The following is a 17,703-nucleotide window of genomic DNA, read 5'->3' as shown; positions in this document are numbered from 1 at the left end:
GCAATGGCCTGGGTAGAAATAGCGAGCTACTGTCGCCCCACAGGTTGTACCTGGCGCTGGGGGATAACGAGGCAAAACGGCAAGAGCAGTACCGCGCACTATTCAAAAGTCATGTCGACGTCCGGCTCTTGGACGATATCCGCAAGGCAGCGAACAAAGGCCTAGCATTGGGAAACGAGCGTTTCATCGACGATATAGTAGCGCTAACGGGCAAACGCTTGGATGCTGGGAAGAGGGGCCGCCAGTTGGGCTGGCGGAAGCATCCCAAGGCTGAACATTAAATAAAACGGCTCTGACCCCTTTTATTGCAAAACGGCTCTGACCCCTTTTACAAAGGTGGTAAGACTATGTCATATGGTTACTATGCAAAGGCCGATGAATTACATAGATTAAAAGATGTAATTGTAAACGCAGTGAACATAATCAAGCGTGATTGGTTAACAACTTAATCATGACATACTATTGCTAAACATGGAGGTATTATGACCAATAACAAGCAGTTAAGAACAGAAGAGTTCATCGCTTATGACTTAGTATTAGTAAAAGGAAGTAAATATAAAGGCATGTTGAAAGTTGCAGCAAATGCGATGAGTGTTATTCCGTGGGTAGGGAATTTCATCGCGGCAGGCAACACTATCCATAGTGAATACGAACAAGGCAAGATCAATGAACTATATCAAGAATGGTTTCACACCCATAAAGTCAAAATTGAGTCACTTTACCGAGATCTAAATTCGCTTTCTGAACATATCGAAGTTATACAACTAGATTTAGCAAATAGGCTTGAATCAGAAGAGTACCTCTCATTAGTGAGAAAGTCGTTTCGATCATGGGATCAAGCTGATACGAAAGAAAAACGTAGATATATTGTTAATCTGATATCGAATGCTGCAACAAGCTCCGTCTGCCATGATGATCAAGTCAGGCTCTTTAATGAATGGATTGATAAATACCATGAAATCCACTTTATGGTTATCAAAGCTATAGTAAATACTAATGGTATAACTAGAAAACACATCTGGCTTAACATCTCAGATAGTAAACCCAGAGAAGACAGCTCTGACGCTGATCTGTTTAAACTAGTTATAAGAGACCTTAGCACTGGCGGTGTGATACGACAAACCAGAATAACTAACTATCAAGGCCAATTCATAAAAAAAACAACACGGTCTAGCAAAGGCTCAGATACACTAGAGTCTGCATTTGAAGACTCTAAACCGTATGAACTTACAGAGTTAGGTCAAAAGTTTGTTCACTACACAATGAATGAAGTAATTGCCAGACTAGATTAAGCGGCAGTATCTATAAGATAAGCCGCCCAACAAATTAGCGCCCAACTCTAAATGTGATTGCCTCATTTGGGATCTCGATACTGCTTGCAGAAAATCCCCCTGATGCAAGGTTATTTTTGTCATCAAACCATTGACAGAAACAGTCTAACTCATCGATCTCTACCACGGTCATACGTGGACCACCAGACTTCAAAACAACAACATCCCCTACTTTAAACGCCATATCTATTACCTCGTCTTGGTTCGCATAAATTATGCCTACTAACTGTACAACTATACTATGAAAAAAGTTTATAGAACATAGATATTAAACAACAATTTAGGAGCACTGATAGGAGCACTGAACTCAAAGATACGCTGGAATAATCAACATGAATATCGCCTTATTGGGCATTGCTATAACTATGGATAATAAGTGTATCCATTAGGTATACCCAAACGAGTATGGTCAGAACACATCCAAACAGAGAAATAAAAGGGGTCAGAGAAATAAAAGGGGTCAGAGCCGTTTTAAATGGTCTATGCTGCTTGCTGTGGGCCATTTAACGTTTCAGGGATTGAAAAATGCCGAGAAAGCCAAGGATATCGATAGCTGGCGTGCCAGTGCATGTGATCCAGCGAGGCAATAACCGGCAGGTGATCTTTGCCAATGAAGAAGATATGAAGGCTTATCTGGCTTGGCTAAAGGACTAAATAAGAGGGGTCAGAGCCGCTTAATTACAAGCGGCCAATCTTCCCAAAGATAAGCTCTCCCCGCCACAAGCAAAACCACTATCGCCTGAAGCCAGAGGTTTGCACCCATATCCAGCGCAGGCGCACCAAGGACCATCGGCGACAGGACGTCGCCGCTGAGCCCCCATGGATGGGTTCACGGCGTGTCACGGGTGTGCCTGTGCGAAAGCCTGCGGCAGGCAATGGATAGCACCCATCGTCGACAGCCATGCCAATCCCAATCCACTCCCCAGCCCTCGGCAGATACCCAAAAAAATGGAAAAGGCCCGCGCTCGATGCGCAGGCCTTTTCCTGTGTACCAAAAACAAAACCCAGCCGAAGCTGGGTTTTGTTGTGGTCTCAGAGAGACCAAGGCAAGCGCCTTGATCAATCTGCGGCGGGGCAGATTACATCATGCCGCCCATACCACCCATACCACCCATGCCGCCCATATCAGGGCCTGAGCTTTCCTGTGGCACTTCACCCACCATGGCTTCTGTGGTGATCATCAGACCGGCGATCGAGGCCGCGAACTGCAGCGCACAACGGGTCACCTTGGTTGGATCCAGGATACCCATTTCCAGCATGTCACCGTAGGTGTCGTTACCCGCGTTGTAGCCATAGTTACCGCTGCCGTTCTTGACTGTGTTGGCAACTACCGAGGCTTCTTCACCCGCGTTGGTAGCTATCTGACGCAGTGGCGCTTCCATGGCGCGCAGTGCTATGACCACACCGTGCTTCTGATCTTCGTTCAGCACTTCGATATCGGCAATCTTGGAAGCGACGCGCACCAGGGCAACACCACCGCCAGGAACCACGCCTTCTTCGACTGCGGCACGGGTCGCGTGCAGCGCATCTTCGACACGGGCTTTCTTCTCTTTCATTTCCACTTCGGTAGCGGCACCGACCTTGATCACCGCCACACCGCCGGCCAGCTTGGCCATGCGTTCCTGGAGTTTTTCCTTGTCGTAGTCTGAAGTGGACTCTTCGACCTGTTGCTTGATCTGGCTGACGCGAGCCGTGATCTGGGCGTGTTCGCCGTTACCGTCGATGATGGTGCTGTTGTCTTTGGTGATGACCACACGCTTGGCGGTACCCAGATCTTCCAGGGTCGCTTTTTCCAGTTCCAAACCTATCTCTTCGGCGATCACTGTGCCGCCGGTGAGGATGGCGATATCCTGCAGCATGGCCTTGCGACGGTCACCGAAGCCCGGAGCCTTAACAGCGGCAACCTTGACTATGCCGCGCATGTTGTTGACTACCAGGGTCGCCAAGGCTTCGCCTTCGACGTCTTCGGCAACGATCAGTAGTGGCTTGCCGGTTTTCGCCAGACCTTCGAGGATAGGCAGCAGCTCGCGAATGTTGGAGATCTTCTTGTCCACCAGCAGGATGAAGGGATTGTCCAGCTCGACGCTGCCGGTTTCCGGCTTGTTGATGAAGTAAGGTGACAGGTAACCGCGATCGAACTGCATGCCTTCGACAGTCTCCAGATCGTTTTCCAGCGCCTGGCCTTCTTCGACTGTGATCACCCCTTCCATACCGACTTTATCCATGGCATCGGCGATGATCTGGCCGATAGATTCGTCAGAGTTGGCGGAGATGGTACCTACCTGGGCGATGGCCTTGGAGTCGGAACATTCCTGGGACAGGTTTTTCAGCTCGGCGACTGCGGCGATAACCGCCTTGTCGATGCCGCGCTTCAGATCCATGGGGTTCATGCCGGCGGCAACGGCCTTCAGGCCTTCCACTACTATGGCCTGGGCCAGTACTGTGGCGGTGGTGGTACCGTCACCGGCGGCGTCGTTGGCCTTGGAAGCGACTTCCTTGACCATCTGGGCGCCCATGTTCTCGAACTTGTCGGTCAATTCGATTTCTTTGGCAACAGACACACCGTCTTTGGTGATCAGCGGTGAGCCGAAGCTCTTGTCCAATACCACGTTACGGCCTTTGGGGCCCAGGGTCACTTTAACTGCGTTGGCCAGAACGTTCACGCCGGCGAGCATTCTCACGCGGGCGTCATTGCCGAATACTACTTCTTTAGCTGCCATGTTTATTTATCCTTTAAATAGTTGACTTTAATTGGAAGTTTGTTCGATGTGCGCAGGCTTAACCTACTACCGCCATCAGGTCAGCTTCTGACAGGATCAGTACTTCCTGACCGTCAATTTTTTCTTTCTTCACGCCATAACCTTCGTTGAAGATCACTACGTCGCCCACTTTGACATCCAGTGGCTTGACTGTGCCATTCTCCAGGATGCGGCCATTACCTACGGCCAGGATCTCACCGCGAGTCGATTTCTCGGCGGCGCTGCCGGTCAGCACTATGCCACCGGCCGAAGTGGATTCAACTTCGAGGCGCTTAACTATTACGCGGTCATGTAATGGACGAATATTCATCTATAAACTCTCCTAATGATGTGATGCCCAAGAAACGAGGCGATTTACAATAAAAAGGTTTTACCTTTGATGTTAGCTATATGGGGATAGGGGTTGCAGGTTCCAAGGGCCGGAGGTAAAAAAATTGCATTTTTTTACCTCGAATTTTTAAAGCCGGCGCAATCCTGCTAGAATTCGGCCCCAGTTCAACAACAGGCATTTTTTGCTAGAGAGACAGGTCCCCATGAAAGACAGACACGGGCTGCTCAGTGCGCCAATTGGTCGTGTACTGCTCAACATGAGCCTCCCCAACCTGATAGGCATCATCACCCTCTTGGGCTCCAGCCTGGTCGACACTTTTTTTATCAGTCAGCTGGGGACTCAGTCGCTGGCGGCCATCAGCTTCACCTTTCCCGTGACCTTAGTGATCTCCAGCATAGCCATAGGCATAGGTGCCGGGGTATCGGCGAATCTGGGGCGCCTGATAGGGGCCGGCCAAGCCGCCCAGGCGAGGGTCTTCCTCCATGATGCCCTGCTGCTGACCCTCTTGTTGGTGAGTCTGCTGTCGCTACTGGGCAGCCTCTGCATAAGGCCGCTGTTCGGTTTGCTCGGCGCCAACCAAGGCAGCTTGCCGCTGATCCAGGAATACATGAGCTTCTGGTATCTGGGCGCGCCCCTGCTGGTGTTGCTCATGGTCGGCATCCAGGGGCTGAGATCCACGGGCGATACCCGCTCGCCGGCGACCATCATGGCGCTGGCGGCGCTGATCAACCTCATACTGGATCCCCTGCTGATCTTCGGCCTGGGGCCCTTCCCCCGGCTGGAAATTCAGGGGGCGGCGATAGCGACCCTGGTCTCCTGGCTGCTGGCCCTGTCGCTGTGCGGTTATCTGCTGGCCATCAAACACAAGATGCTGGCCTTCGCCGGGGTCACACTGTCGAGGCTGAAGCATAACTGGCACCGGCTGGCGCACATAGCCCAGCCGGCGGCGCTGATGAACCTGATCAACCCCCTGGCCAACGCGGTATTGATGGCCATGCTGGCGCGGATAGATCATGGCGCTGTGGCGGCCTTCGGTGCCGGTACCCGGCTGGAATCCGTGCTGCTGATAGTGGTGATGGCGCTGTCGTCCAGCCTGATGCCCTTCATCGCCCAGAACCTGGGCGCCAATCAGGCGGAACGGGCCAAGCAGGCACTCTTGATGGCGCTGAAATTTGTCCTGCTATTCCAGAGCCTGCTCTACCTGCCCATAGCCCTGTTCGCCACCCAACTGGCGCAGCTGTTCAGCAGCGATCCCCTGGTCATAGAGTGGCTGAGTTTCTATCTGCTGGTGTTGCCCTGTGCCTATGGTCCGCTGGGAGTGGTGATCATAGTGGCCACGGCGCTGAACGCCTACCACAGGCCCATGAGTTCGCTGGTGATCAACCTCTGCCGCCTGCTGCTGATCATGTTGCCGCTGGCGGCACTGGGCTCCTACATAGGCGGGGTCAAGGGCCTGTTGCTGGCGCTGCCGATCACCAACATCTTCATGGGGCTGGCCTGTTATGTGCTGGCGACCCGCATCAGCGAGCCCCCCAAGGTCGCCGCCCTGGCCTAGCCGGCGCCGCCCCGTCCCCCCTCCCTGGATGTGAGCCAGAGATTGAGCCAGAAGTTGAACCAAAAGTTGAGCCAAAAGTTGAGCCAGGAGCTGAGCCCAATTTGCAGGCCAGGGGCTAACTCCAACTGCCATCATCGCAGCAGTGGGCACTTTACATCGGCGTGGGCAGGCCATCCGGGGTCAATTCCTGCAAGATGAAATCGATGAAACGCCGACAGGCCAGGCTGACGAAACGCCGCGACGGATACACCAGGAAGCACTCGCCCACATGGGGCTCGTAGTTCGACAGCAGCTGCCGCAGTTGCCCCCCGGCCTCGTATTCACGACACATTTCCATCGGCAGATAGGCTATGCCCTTGCCCTGCAGGGCAAACTCACGTGCCAATATCAGGTTGTTGGTGCAGAAGTTACCCTGAACCGCGACCTTGAGGGTATTCTTGCCGGTTCCCACCTCCACCTCGTTGAACACCCTGCCGTTGACCAGGCGATACAGGGCAACGTTGTGTTCGGCCATTTCCGTCAGGGTCCCTGGCTCGCCTCTCTGGGCAAGATAGTCCGGGCTGGCGAAGAAACCCAGCGCAGTGGTCAGCACTGGCCTGGCCACCAGGTCCTGGGCCTCGATGGAGTGCTCGATGAGAAACGCCACATCCAGGTTGTGCTTGACCATGTCGACCACTTCGGTGCTGTCTATCACCTCCACCGTCAGCCTGGGATGCAGGCTCATGAAGCGGAAGATCAGATGGTTCAGAATGCTGTTCTCGGGCAGGGGAAACATCTGAATGCGCAGATGGCCGCTGAGCTCGGCATCGTCTTCGGTCATCTCTATCAGGGTTTCATCCAGCTGTGCCAGGATCCCCTGGGATCTCTGGTAGAAGTGACTCCCGGCCGATGTCAGGCTCATGGCCCGGCTCTGGCGATGGAATAGCTTGACCTTCAACTCCTCTTCCAGGGTCTGCAAACGGCGGCTCACAGTGGACTTGGGCAGATTAAGCAGATCGGCGGCGGCAACCAGGCTGCCGGTCTCGACTATGCGGTGGAATAGAGCCAGATCTTCGGTTTTCATTTTTTCACCAACAATCCCAAATAATGGAACTTATGATTCCAAACAATCCCATTTAATGCAACTCATTAAGCTGTTATCTTCGCGCCTGATAAATTTTTGACCTTACCAAGGAATAGCGCCGATGAGATCTGCCTTTATACTCCCACTCGCACTCACCCTGCCCCTGCTCGTTGCCGGCTGTATGCAGGCCGAGAGTGCCGTGCAAGCGCCGGTGATCCGCCCGGTGAAATTATTCGCCGTCGACAATCTCATCGCCAAGGACTACCGCAGCTTCCCGGCCAGTGTGACGGCCAACAGCCGCGCTGAGCTGTCGTTTCGGATCTCCGGGCAGTTGACCGAACTCGCGCTGCTGGAAGGCCAGCAGGTCACAGAGGGGAGTCTGCTCGCCAGACTCGATGACAGGGATGCCCGCAATAACCTGATGACCCGCGAGGCCGAGCATGAACTCCTGGCCGCGGATTATCAGCGCAAGGCGGCGCTGCTCAAGCGCAAACTGATTTCCCAGGCCGAATTTGACAGCACCCAGGCCCAGTTGAAAGCCGCCAAGGCGGCCCTGGCGGCTGCGCGCGATCAGCTGAGCTACACCCGACTGACCGCGCCCTTCGGCGGCACCATCGCCAAACGCCTGGTGGATAACCACCAACAGGTGCAGCCCAACCAGGCGGTGCTGACACTGCAGAATAACCGCCTGCTGGATGTGAGCGTTCAGCTGCCGGAGACACTGATCGCCGGCCTGAAACGGGTCACGGCCCCGGCAGATCTGGATGCCAGCGTCAGCTTCAGCGCCTTTCCCGGCCACAAGTTCAAGGCCAGCTTCAAGGAATACTCCACTCAGATAACCCCTGGCACCCAGGCCTATGAGGTGGTGTTCTCGCTGCCGCAGCCCGACACTTTCCAGCTGTTGCCCGGCATGAGCGCCGAACTGACCCTCAGGCTTGGCACCATGGAGGCCGGCAAAACCGCGGCCATAGTGCCAGTGAGTGCCATAGACAAACGCGATCTGGATGGGCTGGTCCAGGTATGGCGCTACCAGGCCGACTCGGGGCTGGTGACCCCGGTGCCCGTCACTCTGGGGCGGGTCAGCACCCAGGGCATTGAAGTCCTCAGCGGCCTGAGCCAGGGGGATGAGATAGTCAGCGCCGGAGTGAACCAGCTCAGGGTCGGCATGAAGGTCAAGCCATTGCATTGGCAGCGTGGAGTCTGAGATGAATCTTGCTGAATATTCGATTCGCCATAAAGTCATCAGCTGGATGTTTGCCCTGCTGTTGCTGCTCGGTGGCGGCATCGCCTTCACCGGCCTGGGGCAGCTGGAGTTCCCGGAATTTACCATCAAGGAAGCCCTGGTCGTCACGGCTTACCCCGGCGCCTCGCCGGAGCAGGTGGAAGAGGAAGTCACACTGCCGCTGGAAGATGCCCTGCAGCAGCTGGACGGCGTCAAGCATATCACCTCGATCAACAGCGCCGGCCTGTCGCAGATACGCATAGAGATCAAGGACAGTTACGACAAACACCGCCTGCCGCAGGTGTGGGACGAGGTGCGCCGCAAGGTGAATGACACCGCCGGGCAACTGCCGTCGGGCACGGCCACGCCCAAGGTGCTGGACGACTTCGGCGATGTTTACGGGATCTTGCTTAACCTCTCGGGCGCCGATTACAGCAACCGCGAGCTGAGCAACTATGCCGACTACCTGCGCCGTGAACTCGTGCTGGTCCCCGGGGTCAAGAAGGTCTCGGTCGCCGGCAAGGTGACAGAGCAGGTAGCGATTGAAATATCCCAGCAAAAGCTCTCGGCGCTGGGACTGGATCAGAGCTATATCTATGGCCTGATCAACAATCAAAACGTGGTCTCCAACGCCGGCAGCATAGTGGTTGGCGACAACCGCATCCGCATCCATCCCACGGGTGAATTCGGCAGCGTGCAGGAGCTGGCGCGGCTGATTGTCAGCCCACAGGGCAGCACAGAGCTGATCCACCTGGGTGACATCGCCCACATAGAAAAAGTGTACGACGAGACCCCGAATGTGCTGTATCACAACCAGGGGCAGTCGGCCCTGTCGCTGGGGATCTCCTTCTCCAGCGGGGTGAATGTGGTCGAGGTGGGTAACAAGATAGAAGAGCGTCTGGCCGAGCTCGAGTCGGAGCGGCCGCTGGGGATGACCCTGGATACCGTCTACAACCAAAGCCTGGCGGTCGATGACACTGTCAGCGGCTTCCTGGTCAATTTGCTGGAATCCATCGCCATCGTCATCACCGTATTGTTGCTGTTCATGGGGCTGAGATCCGGCCTACTGATGGGCCTGATATTGCTGCTGACCATACTGGGCACCTTCATAGTGATGAAACTCCTGGGTATCGACCTGCAGCTGATCTCCCTGGGGGCACTTATCATAGCCCTGGGTATGCTGGTCGATAACGCCATAGTGGTCACCGAAGGCATACTCATAGGCCTGCGCCGCGGCAAGAGCCGCCTCGAAGCCGCCAGCCAGATAGTGGCCCAGACCCAGTGGCCGCTGCTGGGGGCAACGGTGATCGCCATCATCGCCTTCGCGCCCATAGGCCTGTCGCAGAATGCCGCCGGTGAGTTTTGTCGCTCCCTGTTCCAGGTATTGATGATCTCCCTGTTTATCAGCTGGATAACTGCCATCACCCTCACGCCCTTCTTCTGCCACCTGCTGTTCAAGGATGCGGCACCGTTGGAGGATGAGGCCGCCGATCCCTATCAGGGCTGGTTCTTCGGCTTGTACAGCAGCTGCCTGAGGTTCGCGCTGCGCTTTCGCCTGGCGAGCCTGCTGCTGGTGCTGGCCATGCTGGTGTCGGCCGTGGTCGGCTTCGGCCACATCAAGAATGTGTTCTTCCCGGCGTCGAACACCCCCATCTTCTTCGTCGATGTCTGGATGCCGGAAGGCACGGATATCAAGGCCACAGAGCGCTTCAGCGCCGAGATAGAAGCGGCGCTGCTGAGGGAGAACGGCAAACAAGACGTTGGCCTGCAGCATATCACCACAGTGATAGGCCAGGGGGCCCAACGTTTCGTCTTGCCCTACCAGCCGGAGAAAGGCTACCCGGCGTTTGCGCAACTGATAGTGGACATGCGGGATCTGGACTCGCTCAAGGCCTATATGCCGCAACTGGAGCGTTTCCTGAAGCAGCACTATCCCCAGGCCCAGTACAGATTCAAGAACATGGAAAACGGCCCCTCACCGGCGGCCAAGATAGAGGCCCGCTTCTACGGCGATGATCCCAAGGTATTGAGATCCCTGGCCGCCCAGGCCGAAGCCGTGTTCAATGCCGAACCCAGCATGGATGGTGTACGGCACAACTGGCGCAACCAGGTGACCCTGATCCGGCCGCAACTGCAGACCGCCAGGGCAAGAGAGAGCGGCATCAGCAAGCAAGATCTGGATCAAGCGCTGCTGATCAATTTCAGCGGCAAACAGGTCGGCCTCTATCGCGAGGCCAGCCACTCGCTGCCCATCATAGCCAGGGCGCCGGCCGACGAGCGGCTGCAGGCCGACAACCTGTGGCAACTGCAGATCTGGAGCAGCGAACACGCCGGCTTCGTGCCCGTGTCCCAGCTGGTGAGTGACTTCAGCACCGAATGGGAAAACCCGCTGCTGATGCGCCGCGACCGCAAGCGCACCCTGACCGTGATGGCCGATCCCAAGCTGGGGTCGAACGAGACCGCAGATTCAGTGCTGAGAAAGGTCAAGGCCAAGGTCGAGGCCATCAGCCTGCCGGCGGGCTACAGCCTTGAGTGGGGCGGCGAGTACGAGACAGCAGGCGAGGCACAGGCCGCGGTGTTCAGCTCCATCCCCATGGGCTATCTGGTGATGTTCCTGATCACCGTGTTCCTGTTCAACTCGGTGCGCCAACCTCTGGTGATCTGGCTGACGGTGCCGCTGGCGCTGATAGGGGTATCTGCGGGTCTCTTGCTGTTCGATGCCCCCTTCAGCTTCATGGCGCTGCTGGGACTGCTGAGCCTGTCCGGGATGGTGATCAAGAACGGCATAGTGCTGGTGGATCAGATCAACCTGGAACTCAGTGAAGGCAAGCCGGCCTATGCCGCCCTGGTGGACTCCTGTGTCAGCCGGGTAAGACCCGTGATGATGGCGGCGATCACCACCATGCTGGGGATGATCCCGCTGATCTCCGACGCCTTCTTCGGCTCGATGGCGATCACCATCATCTTCGGCCTGGGGTTCGCCTCACTGTTGACGCTGATCGTCTTGCCGGTTCTCTACAGCTTGGCCTTCAAGATCACCGGCCTTAAGGAGGAGCGCACCCAGGAAAAACCTTAAGCTATTCGCTTCACCTTGCTTCCCGGCAACGCCGGCCAGTCTCCTGGCCGGCACTTTCACCCAGCTTCCCGAACTCGACAGCAAACTCTCTCCCCGCTTACCCTGCGCCCGGTGCGACCCTACTGCTTAGGGGGGTTGTCTTCGTCCGCTTGGCCCTGCTTTGGCTTTGGTTCAGGCTTGGGCGTTGACTCGGACTTGGGCTCAGAATCAGGCTTTGGTTCAGGCTTTGACTTGGGTTCAGGCTCGGACTTGGGTTCAGGCTTGGACTTGAGCTCAGATGCGGGCTTGGACGCATCCTGTCCCAGCTGCGCATCTGTCTCTGGCTTATGTTCATAATCCCCCTCCAGCGTGGTGCCCCGCCGGCCAGGCTCATCCCGACCATGGGCATCACCCTCGCCATGCGAAGGGGGCCGCGGCCCCAGGCCGCCGAAGAAGGGATCACCGGCAATCACCTTGAGTTGCAAGCGTTTATAGAGGTAGCTGGCGATGGGAACCCGGCTCAGGGGGGTCAGGAGCAGCAAGCCGATGAAGTCGGTCACAAAGCCGGGGATCAACAGCAAGACCCCGGCCAGCGCCAGCATCATGCCCTCGACAATTTCCTGCCCCGGGACCTCTCCCCTGGCCAGTTTTTGCTGCACCTGCATCAGGGTATGCAGCCCCTGGCTGCGCACCAGAGACACCCCCACTATGGCGGTGAGCAGCACCAGGGCTATTGTGGTCCAACTGCCGAGCACTTCCCCGACCCGGATCAGCACAGACAACTCTATCACCGGCAGCAATACCAGGAGTAAGAATAGGATCAGCAACATGTTGGCCTCATTTCGTTTGCGAGTGAAACTCTATTGCCCCAAGACGGGTCTACTAAGGCGAGTCCGTAAACCTGACTGGCCAGAGAAACCCAACGGGATTCACTATTTTAGCTAAGTCTTGATGCACACAAGAATTAAAACACGTAAAGTAGCTTAACTTAATTTGCTTGAGCGTTGGTCAGTATTTTCCGGCGCCCATGGCAGGCAAGCACGCTGGAAATCGGCGCGGGAAAGATGATAGCCGAATGCAAACAGAATTTTTGTTGGTCCTGACCACATGCCCGGATACAGAGCAGGCGAACGCCTTGGCCAAGGCCCTGGTGCAGGCGGGTGTTGCCGCCTGCGTGCAGATCTCACCCGGGCTGACCTCTGTCTATCACTGGCAGGGCGAGCTGTGTGAGAGCCGGGAGGCGGGCCTGCAGATCAAGTGTGCCGCCAACCACTATGCCGAACTGGAGCGACTCGTGCTTGAGCTGCATCCCTACCAGGTACCCGAGTTGATTGCCCTGCCCGTATCCCATGGGCTGCCGGCCTATTTAGATTGGATAAAAGAAACGACACTAAGATGAAGAACCTACTTAACTTACTCCTGAGCTCGTTACTCCTGCTGACCCCCCTGGCCCATGGCGATGGCATCTTCGGTGCAGGCAAGAATTTCCTTGGCGCCGAGCCCGAGCTGTTGCCGGTCGAACAGGCCTTCGATCTGGATTTTGAGCAACAAGGCAATCGACTCAAACTCAGCTGGGTGATAGCCGACGGCTATTACATGTACAAGGACAAGCTCAAATTCGAGACCCATAATGCCACCCTGGCAGAGATAGTCTTGCCCGAAGGCAGTGCCCATGAGGATGAGTATTTTGGCGAGCAGCAGGTCTATTACACCTATGTGGATATACCGCTGACCCTGCAACAGGCGGCCGACGACGCCAGCCTCACTGTCACCTTCATGGGCTGTGCCGAAGACAAGCTATGTTATCCGCCGACCAAACGCACCCTGGCGCTGACCCGCTTCGACCCCAAGGCGGCTCAGCCTGCCGGCTCAGGGACCGCGGGCGCCCAGGCCCCAGAAACCCAAGCCCCTGAGTCCAAGGCCGGCGCGACATCCGTCCCTGTGACCGAGCAGGACAGGCTTAACCAGATGCTGTCCAGCGGCAGTCTCTGGCTCACCCTGCTGGCCTTCTTCGGCCTGGGTATCGGCCTGGCATTGACCCCCTGTGTCTTCCCCATGTACCCCATATTATCCGGCATCATAGTGGGCCAGGGGCAGAAACTGTCCACCGCCAAGGCCTTCGGCCTGTCCATGGCCTATGTCCAGGGAATGGCGATCACCTATTCGCTGCTGGGATTGGTGGTGGCCTCGGCGGGGATGAAGTACCAGGCGGCGCTGCAACATCCCGTGGTGCTGGTGCTGCTGGCCCTGTTATTCCTGGTGCTCAGCCTGTCGATGTTCGGCCTGTACGATCTCAAGCTGCCCTCCTCCTGGCAGGATCGGCTGAACTCGGCCGCCAACCAACAGAAGGGCGGCCAGCTGCTGGGGGTGTTCCTCATGGGGGTGCTCTCGGGTCTGGTGGCTTCGCCCTGCACCACGGCGCCCCTGTCCGGCGCGCTCATCTATGTCGCCCAGACGGGCGATCTCCAGCTGGGCTTCCTCGCCCTGTATGTGCTGAGCATGGGCATGGGCTTGCCTTTGCTGATCATGGGCACCTCGGGCGGCAAGTTATTGCCCAAGGCCGGCCACTGGATGGATGTGGTCAAGACAATATTCGGTTTCCTGCTGCTCGCCGTGTCCATCGTGATGCTGGGCCGCATCTGGCCCGGGCTGGTGTCGGATCTGCTCTGGTCGCTGTGGGCCATAGTCCTGGTTGGCTATCTGATGCACCAGAACAAACTCAGCGAATTTAACTGGAAGCAAACCACCCGCTCGGTGCTCCTGCTGTTGGGCCTGCTGGCGAGTTTCTCCTATGGCTTGCAGGCGCTGATGCAGGGCCTGGGTTTCGACTCCGGCCGTCAGGGCTTGCAGAGCCAGAGCCAGCAGAGCCACGGCTTCAAGCGGATCAAGTCGCTGGCGGATCTCAAACAGGAACTGGCGACGGCGGCGGCCCAGGGCAAGCCCGTGATGCTCGACTTATATGCCGACTGGTGCGTGGCCTGCAAAGAATTCGAAGCCATTACCTTCAAGGCGCCCCAGGTGGTGCAACGCATGGATCATCTGGTCTTGCTGCAGGCGGATGTGACCGACAGCGATGCCATAGATGTCGAGCTGCTGGAGGCCTTCCAGGTGCTGGGGTTACCGACCCTGCTGCTGTTCGATTCCCGCGGCGAGCAACGCCAGGATCTCAGGGTCACTGGCTTCATGGGGCCGGACGACTTCGCCACCCACCTGGATCGCCTGCTGCAATAATAAAGCGACGGCCTTGGCTGTCGGCTAACAATAAGAAAAAGTGAACTTTTTTATCGAGTTCACTTTTTTTTTCATCTTAAGCACGCCGATTTCTTATAGAATGGTCTCATCCCTTCACCTGCCATTCGGTGCCCCATGGAACCTGCGATCCTCATCATCACTCTCATCTGCGGCCTGCTCGTCAGCCGGATAGGCCTGCCGCCACTGATAGGCTATCTGGCCGCCGGCTTCGTGCTGTTCGTCTTCGGCATAGAAGCCCAAAGCCTGCCGCTGTTACAGCAATTGGCCAGCCTGGGGGTGACGCTGCTGCTGTTCGCCATAGGGTTGAAGCTGGATATCCGCAGCCTGTTCAAGGCCGAAGTCTGGGCCGGCTCCAGTGTGCATCTGCTGCTGTCCATGCTATTTCTGGTGCCCGTGCTGAAACTCCTTGGGTTGCTGGGGCTGAGTCAGTTGACCCAGCTTGGGCTGGAACAATTGACCCTGGTGGCCTTCGCCCTGAGTTTTTCCAGCACAGTCTTCGCGGTCAAGGTGCTCGAAGACAAGGGCGACATGCAATCCCTCTATGGCAGGGTGGCCATAGGCATATTGATCATGCAGGACATTTTTGCCGTGCTGTTCCTCACCATCTCCAAGGGCCAGTTCCCTTCCGTCTGGGCCGCAGGTCTGTTGCTGCTGCCCCTGCTCAGACCCTTGATTTACAAGATATTCGATCGTGTCGGCCACGGCGAGTTGCTGGTACTCTTCGGCCTGGTGATGGCGCTGGTGGTGGGCGCCTGGTTATTCGAGGCCGTCGGCCTGAAACCGGATCTCGGCGCCCTGGCCATAGGCATACTCCTCGCCGGGCATAAGAAGTCCTCGGAACTGGCCAAATCCCTGTTCTATTTCAAGGAACTCTTCCTGGTGGCCTTCTTCCTCACCATAGGACTGAACGGCCTGCCGACCCTGGCCGACATAGGTCTGGCGGGGATCCTGGTCATGCTGCTGCCGCTGAAGATACTCTTGTTCGTCTACCTGCTGACCCGCTTCAGGCTGAGGTCCCGCACGGCCATGCTGGCCGGTTTCAACCTGGGTAATTACAGCGAGTTTGGGCTGATCGTTGCCGCAGTCGCCACCGGCAGGGGCTGGTTGGCGCCACACTGGCTGGTGATCATCGCGGTGGCGCTGAGCATCAGCTTCCTGCTGGCGGCACCATTCAATGCCACCGTGGGCAATATCTACCAGAAGTACCAGCACTGGCTCACCCGACTCGAGCGCCATCCGCTGCATCCGGAAGACAGGCGCATTCAGCTGGGGGATCCGCGCTTTCTCATCCTCGGCATGGGACGCATAGGCACAGGGGCCTATGATGAACTGAGCAGCAGATCCAGCGGTGAGATCCTCGGCATAGAACATAAGCAGGAGCTGGTCGACAGCCACAGGGCCAAGGGGCGCAACGTGGTCCAGGGCGACGCCGCCGACAGCGACTTCTGGGAGAAACTCGACAAGGCGCCAAATCTGGAGCTGGTGCTGCTGGCCATGCCCCATCACGCGGGTAACCTGTTCGCCATCGAACAACTGAAGAGGCTCGACTATCGGGGCAAGCTCAGCGCCATAGTCCAATACGGTGACGACGCCCAGTCGCTGCGGGACTTGGGGGTCCACAGCGTCTATAACCTGTACGATGCCGCCGGCGCCGGTTTCGTCGATCATGTGATCCATGAACTGTTGCATCCCGAGGCCGAGGTCGAGACCCTGGCGACGCCCAAGTCGGTGGCAAGTGCCAACAGCTAACTGATAAGTGCTAGCGGCTAACTGATGAGTGCCAACGGCGAATTCGAGAGTGCCGAGGCGGTCAGGCGCGCCCTGGACCGCCGCGGCCTAACCCGTCGGCCCAAGGCGGAACCCGGGATAAAAATCTCAGTTACAGAGGCGCTGCAGTCATGATATAAAGCCAAAATAGCCTCGACATTTTCAGTCTCATTTTGGAAGCCTCTCACGCATGTCAAACCCTGCCCAGCGCGCCACCAAGCTATTCGTCCAAACCTTTGGCACCAAAGCGGATGATTTTTATCAGGCGCCGGGACGCGTTAACCTGATAGGTGAACACACGGATTACAACGATGGCCTGGTGTTGTCGGCGGCGATCAACTTCCACACTGTGATAGCCGTGAAGCGCCGTGACGATGATCTCTTTCGCGCCGTCGCCGAGGCCTTTCCCGGCACGCTCAAGCAGTGGCGCTTCGGCCAGGAGGGCGAGATGGCGCCAGACGATGCCTGGGTCAATTACCTCAAGGGCTTCACCTCTGCCATGGCCTTGTCCGGCTTGACGGCCAAGGGGCTGGATATCGCCATCGTCGGCAACGTCCCGCTCGGTGCCGGGCTGTCGTCCTCGGCGGCATTGGAAATCGCCTTCGGCACCGCCATCAACGACACCAGTCAACTTCATCTGTCGCCCTTGGCGGTGGCGCAGCTGGCCCAGCGAGGCGAGAGCCGTTATGTCGGCCAGGCCTGCGGCATAGTGGATCAGATGATCAGCGCCCTGGGGGAGACGGATCATGCCCTGCTGATAGACTGTTTGGATCTCGACAGCGAGGCCATCGCCATTCCCGAACACCTCAGCCTGATAGTGATACTCGCAGATCCGGACCATGGCCTGGCCGAGTCCGAGTACCGGCTGCGGCGCACCCAATGCCAACAGGTAGCCGAACACTTTGAACTCGATGCCCTGCGTCACCTGGACTCGGCCCAGCTGGAGCGGGCCAGGGATACCCTGGAACCTCTGCTCTACCGCAGAGCCAGGCATGTGATAGACGAAAACCTGCGCTCCCAGGCCGCGGCCCGGGCGCTGGAACAGGGCAATATCGCCAGATTGGGGCAGCTGATGGCCGAGTCACATGCGTCCATGCGCGACAATTTCGACATCAGCTTGCCGCAGTTGGAGCAGCTGGTGGAGACAGTCGCGGCCGTCATAGGCGAGCGCGGTGGCGTGCGCCTGACGGATGCCGGCCTCGGCGCCTGCATCATAGCCCTGGTGGATCATGAATTGACCGAGGCCGTGGTGACCGCGGTGGAACAGGCATCGCCTGGGCCAGGCGGCCCCGAAGCCACCGTCTTCCTCTGCTCGGCCAGCGGCGGCGCCGGCAGAGTCGACGACTAGCCCAGGGATCCGAGTTTTCC

13 protein-coding genes and 1 pseudogene are annotated in these 17,703 nt (G+C 57.2%); 9 read left to right on the top strand and 5 right to left on the bottom strand.

The features are described 5' to 3' along the window. Together HC757_RS18970 and HC757_RS17365 are read left to right on the top strand one after the other, a co-directional pair. Positions 1 to 281 (top strand): annotated as a pseudogene (locus HC757_RS18970) (transposase); the annotation flags it as partial. A 201-nt stretch (positions 282 to 482) separates the two neighbouring features. Next, positions 483 to 1,292, top strand: a complete 810-nt coding sequence (locus HC757_RS17365) for a hypothetical protein (protein ID WP_169565657.1) — start codon at positions 483 to 485, stop codon at positions 1,290 to 1,292. Positions 1,293 to 1,326: 34 nt separating this feature from the next. On the opposite strand, the gene HC757_RS17360 is transcribed toward HC757_RS17365, so the two are convergent. From HC757_RS17360 to HC757_RS17350, 3 genes are all read right to left on the bottom strand, one after another. Then, entirely contained in the window at positions 1,327 to 1,515 is a 189-nt protein-coding gene (locus HC757_RS17360; protein WP_169565656.1) for a YodC family protein, read from the bottom strand. An 895-nt stretch (positions 1,516 to 2,410) separates the two neighbouring features. Beyond that, positions 2,411 to 4,051: a chaperonin GroEL gene (gene groL / locus HC757_RS17355; protein WP_169565655.1), complete on the bottom strand. Its 1,641-nt coding sequence runs from the start codon at positions 4,049 to 4,051 to the stop codon at positions 2,411 to 2,413. A gap of 58 nt (positions 4,052 to 4,109) precedes the next feature. Further along, the gene (locus HC757_RS17350; protein ID WP_006086113.1) at positions 4,110 to 4,400 is read right to left on the bottom strand and encodes a co-chaperone GroES; all 291 of its coding nucleotides are present in this window, start codon (positions 4,398 to 4,400) and stop codon (positions 4,110 to 4,112) included. A gap of 223 nt (positions 4,401 to 4,623) precedes the next feature. Between HC757_RS17350 and HC757_RS17345 the strand changes: the two genes are divergently transcribed. Further along, the gene (locus HC757_RS17345) at positions 4,624 to 5,976 is read left to right on the top strand and encodes an MATE family efflux transporter (protein WP_169565654.1); all 1,353 of its coding nucleotides are present in this window, start codon (positions 4,624 to 4,626) and stop codon (positions 5,974 to 5,976) included. Positions 5,977 to 6,127: 151 nt separating this feature from the next. Here the strand turns inward: HC757_RS17345 and HC757_RS17340 are convergent, their stop codons facing one another. Then, positions 6,128 to 7,039 carry a LysR family transcriptional regulator gene (locus HC757_RS17340; protein ID WP_169565653.1) on the bottom strand — a complete coding sequence of 304 codons (912 nt, stop codon included), beginning with the start codon at positions 7,037 to 7,039 and terminating at the stop codon, positions 6,128 to 6,130. 121 nt (positions 7,040 to 7,160) lie between these two features. Between HC757_RS17340 and HC757_RS17335 the strand changes: the two genes are divergently transcribed. Beyond that, positions 7,161 to 8,243, top strand: coding sequence for an efflux RND transporter periplasmic adaptor subunit (locus HC757_RS17335; protein ID WP_169565652.1), 1,083 nt, complete (start codon positions 7,161 to 7,163; stop codon positions 8,241 to 8,243). A gap of 1 nt (position 8,244) precedes the next feature. Further along, positions 8,245 to 11,337, top strand: a complete 3,093-nt coding sequence (locus tag HC757_RS17330; RefSeq protein WP_169565651.1) for an efflux RND transporter permease subunit — start codon at positions 8,245 to 8,247, stop codon at positions 11,335 to 11,337. 119 nt (positions 11,338 to 11,456) lie between these two features. On the opposite strand, the gene HC757_RS17325 is transcribed toward HC757_RS17330, so the two are convergent. Next, complete coding sequence (locus HC757_RS17325; protein ID WP_169565650.1) at positions 11,457 to 12,146, bottom strand: FxsA family protein; 690 nt, start codon at positions 12,144 to 12,146, stop codon at positions 11,457 to 11,459. 245 nt (positions 12,147 to 12,391) lie between these two features. On the opposite strand from HC757_RS17325, the gene cutA reads away from it, so the two are divergent. The 4 genes from cutA to galK all read left to right on the top strand — a co-directional run bounded on the left by cutA (position 12,392) and on the right by galK (position 17,683). Further along, entirely contained in the window at positions 12,392 to 12,715 is a 324-nt protein-coding gene (gene cutA / locus HC757_RS17320; protein ID WP_169565649.1) for a divalent-cation tolerance protein CutA, read from the top strand. Further along, positions 12,712 to 14,547, top strand: coding sequence for a protein-disulfide reductase DsbD (locus tag HC757_RS17315; RefSeq protein WP_169565648.1), 1,836 nt, complete (start codon positions 12,712 to 12,714; stop codon positions 14,545 to 14,547). Before cutA ends, HC757_RS17315 begins: the two co-directional genes overlap by 4 nt. Positions 14,548 to 14,682: 135 nt before the next feature. Continuing rightward, complete coding sequence (locus HC757_RS17310) at positions 14,683 to 16,317, top strand: cation:proton antiporter family protein (protein WP_169565647.1); 1,635 nt, start codon at positions 14,683 to 14,685, stop codon at positions 16,315 to 16,317. Positions 16,318 to 16,525: 208 nt separating this feature from the next. After that, entirely contained in the window at positions 16,526 to 17,683 is a 1,158-nt protein-coding gene (gene galK / locus HC757_RS17305; protein WP_169565646.1) for a galactokinase, read from the top strand. Positions 17,684 to 17,703 lie beyond the last annotated feature (20 nt).

Origin of the sequence: Shewanella salipaludis (assembly GCF_012911865.1) — a bacterium.
GTDB lineage: Bacteria > Pseudomonadota > Gammaproteobacteria > Enterobacterales > Shewanellaceae > Shewanella > Shewanella salipaludis.
The sequence above is the reverse complement of the archived record's forward strand: the minus strand, read 5'-3'. Positions and strand labels throughout refer to the sequence as shown.

Bases quoted from the DNA above. Each gene is read 5' to 3' on its own strand.
- groL (WP_169565655.1), bottom strand. From the start codon at position 4,051: ATGGCAGCTAAAGAAGTAGTATTCGGCAATGACGCCCGCGTGAGAATG.
- HC757_RS17335 (WP_169565652.1), top strand. From the start codon at position 7,161: ATGAGATCTGCCTTTATACTCCCACTCGCACTCACCCTGCCCCTGCTC.
- HC757_RS17310 (WP_169565647.1), top strand. From the start codon at position 14,683: ATGGAACCTGCGATCCTCATCATCACTCTCATCTGCGGCCTGCTCGTC.
- HC757_RS17345 (WP_169565654.1), top strand. From the start codon at position 4,624: ATGAAAGACAGACACGGGCTGCTCAGTGCGCCAATTGGTCGTGTACTG.
- HC757_RS17365 (WP_169565657.1), top strand. From the start codon at position 483: ATGACCAATAACAAGCAGTTAAGAACAGAAGAGTTCATCGCTTATGAC.
- HC757_RS17325 (WP_169565650.1), bottom strand. From the start codon at position 12,146: ATGTTGCTGATCCTATTCTTACTCCTGGTATTGCTGCCGGTGATAGAG.
- cutA (WP_169565649.1), top strand. From the start codon at position 12,392: ATGCAAACAGAATTTTTGTTGGTCCTGACCACATGCCCGGATACAGAG.
- galK (WP_169565646.1), top strand. From the start codon at position 16,526: ATGTCAAACCCTGCCCAGCGCGCCACCAAGCTATTCGTCCAAACCTTT.
- HC757_RS17340 (WP_169565653.1), bottom strand. From the start codon at position 7,039: ATGAAAACCGAAGATCTGGCTCTATTCCACCGCATAGTCGAGACCGGC.
- HC757_RS17315 (WP_169565648.1), top strand. From the start codon at position 12,712: ATGAAGAACCTACTTAACTTACTCCTGAGCTCGTTACTCCTGCTGACC.
- HC757_RS17360 (WP_169565656.1), bottom strand. From the start codon at position 1,515: ATGGCGTTTAAAGTAGGGGATGTTGTTGTTTTGAAGTCTGGTGGTCCA.
- HC757_RS17330 (WP_169565651.1), top strand. From the start codon at position 8,245: ATGAATCTTGCTGAATATTCGATTCGCCATAAAGTCATCAGCTGGATG.
- HC757_RS17350 (WP_006086113.1), bottom strand. From the start codon at position 4,400: ATGAATATTCGTCCATTACATGACCGCGTAATAGTTAAGCGCCTCGAA.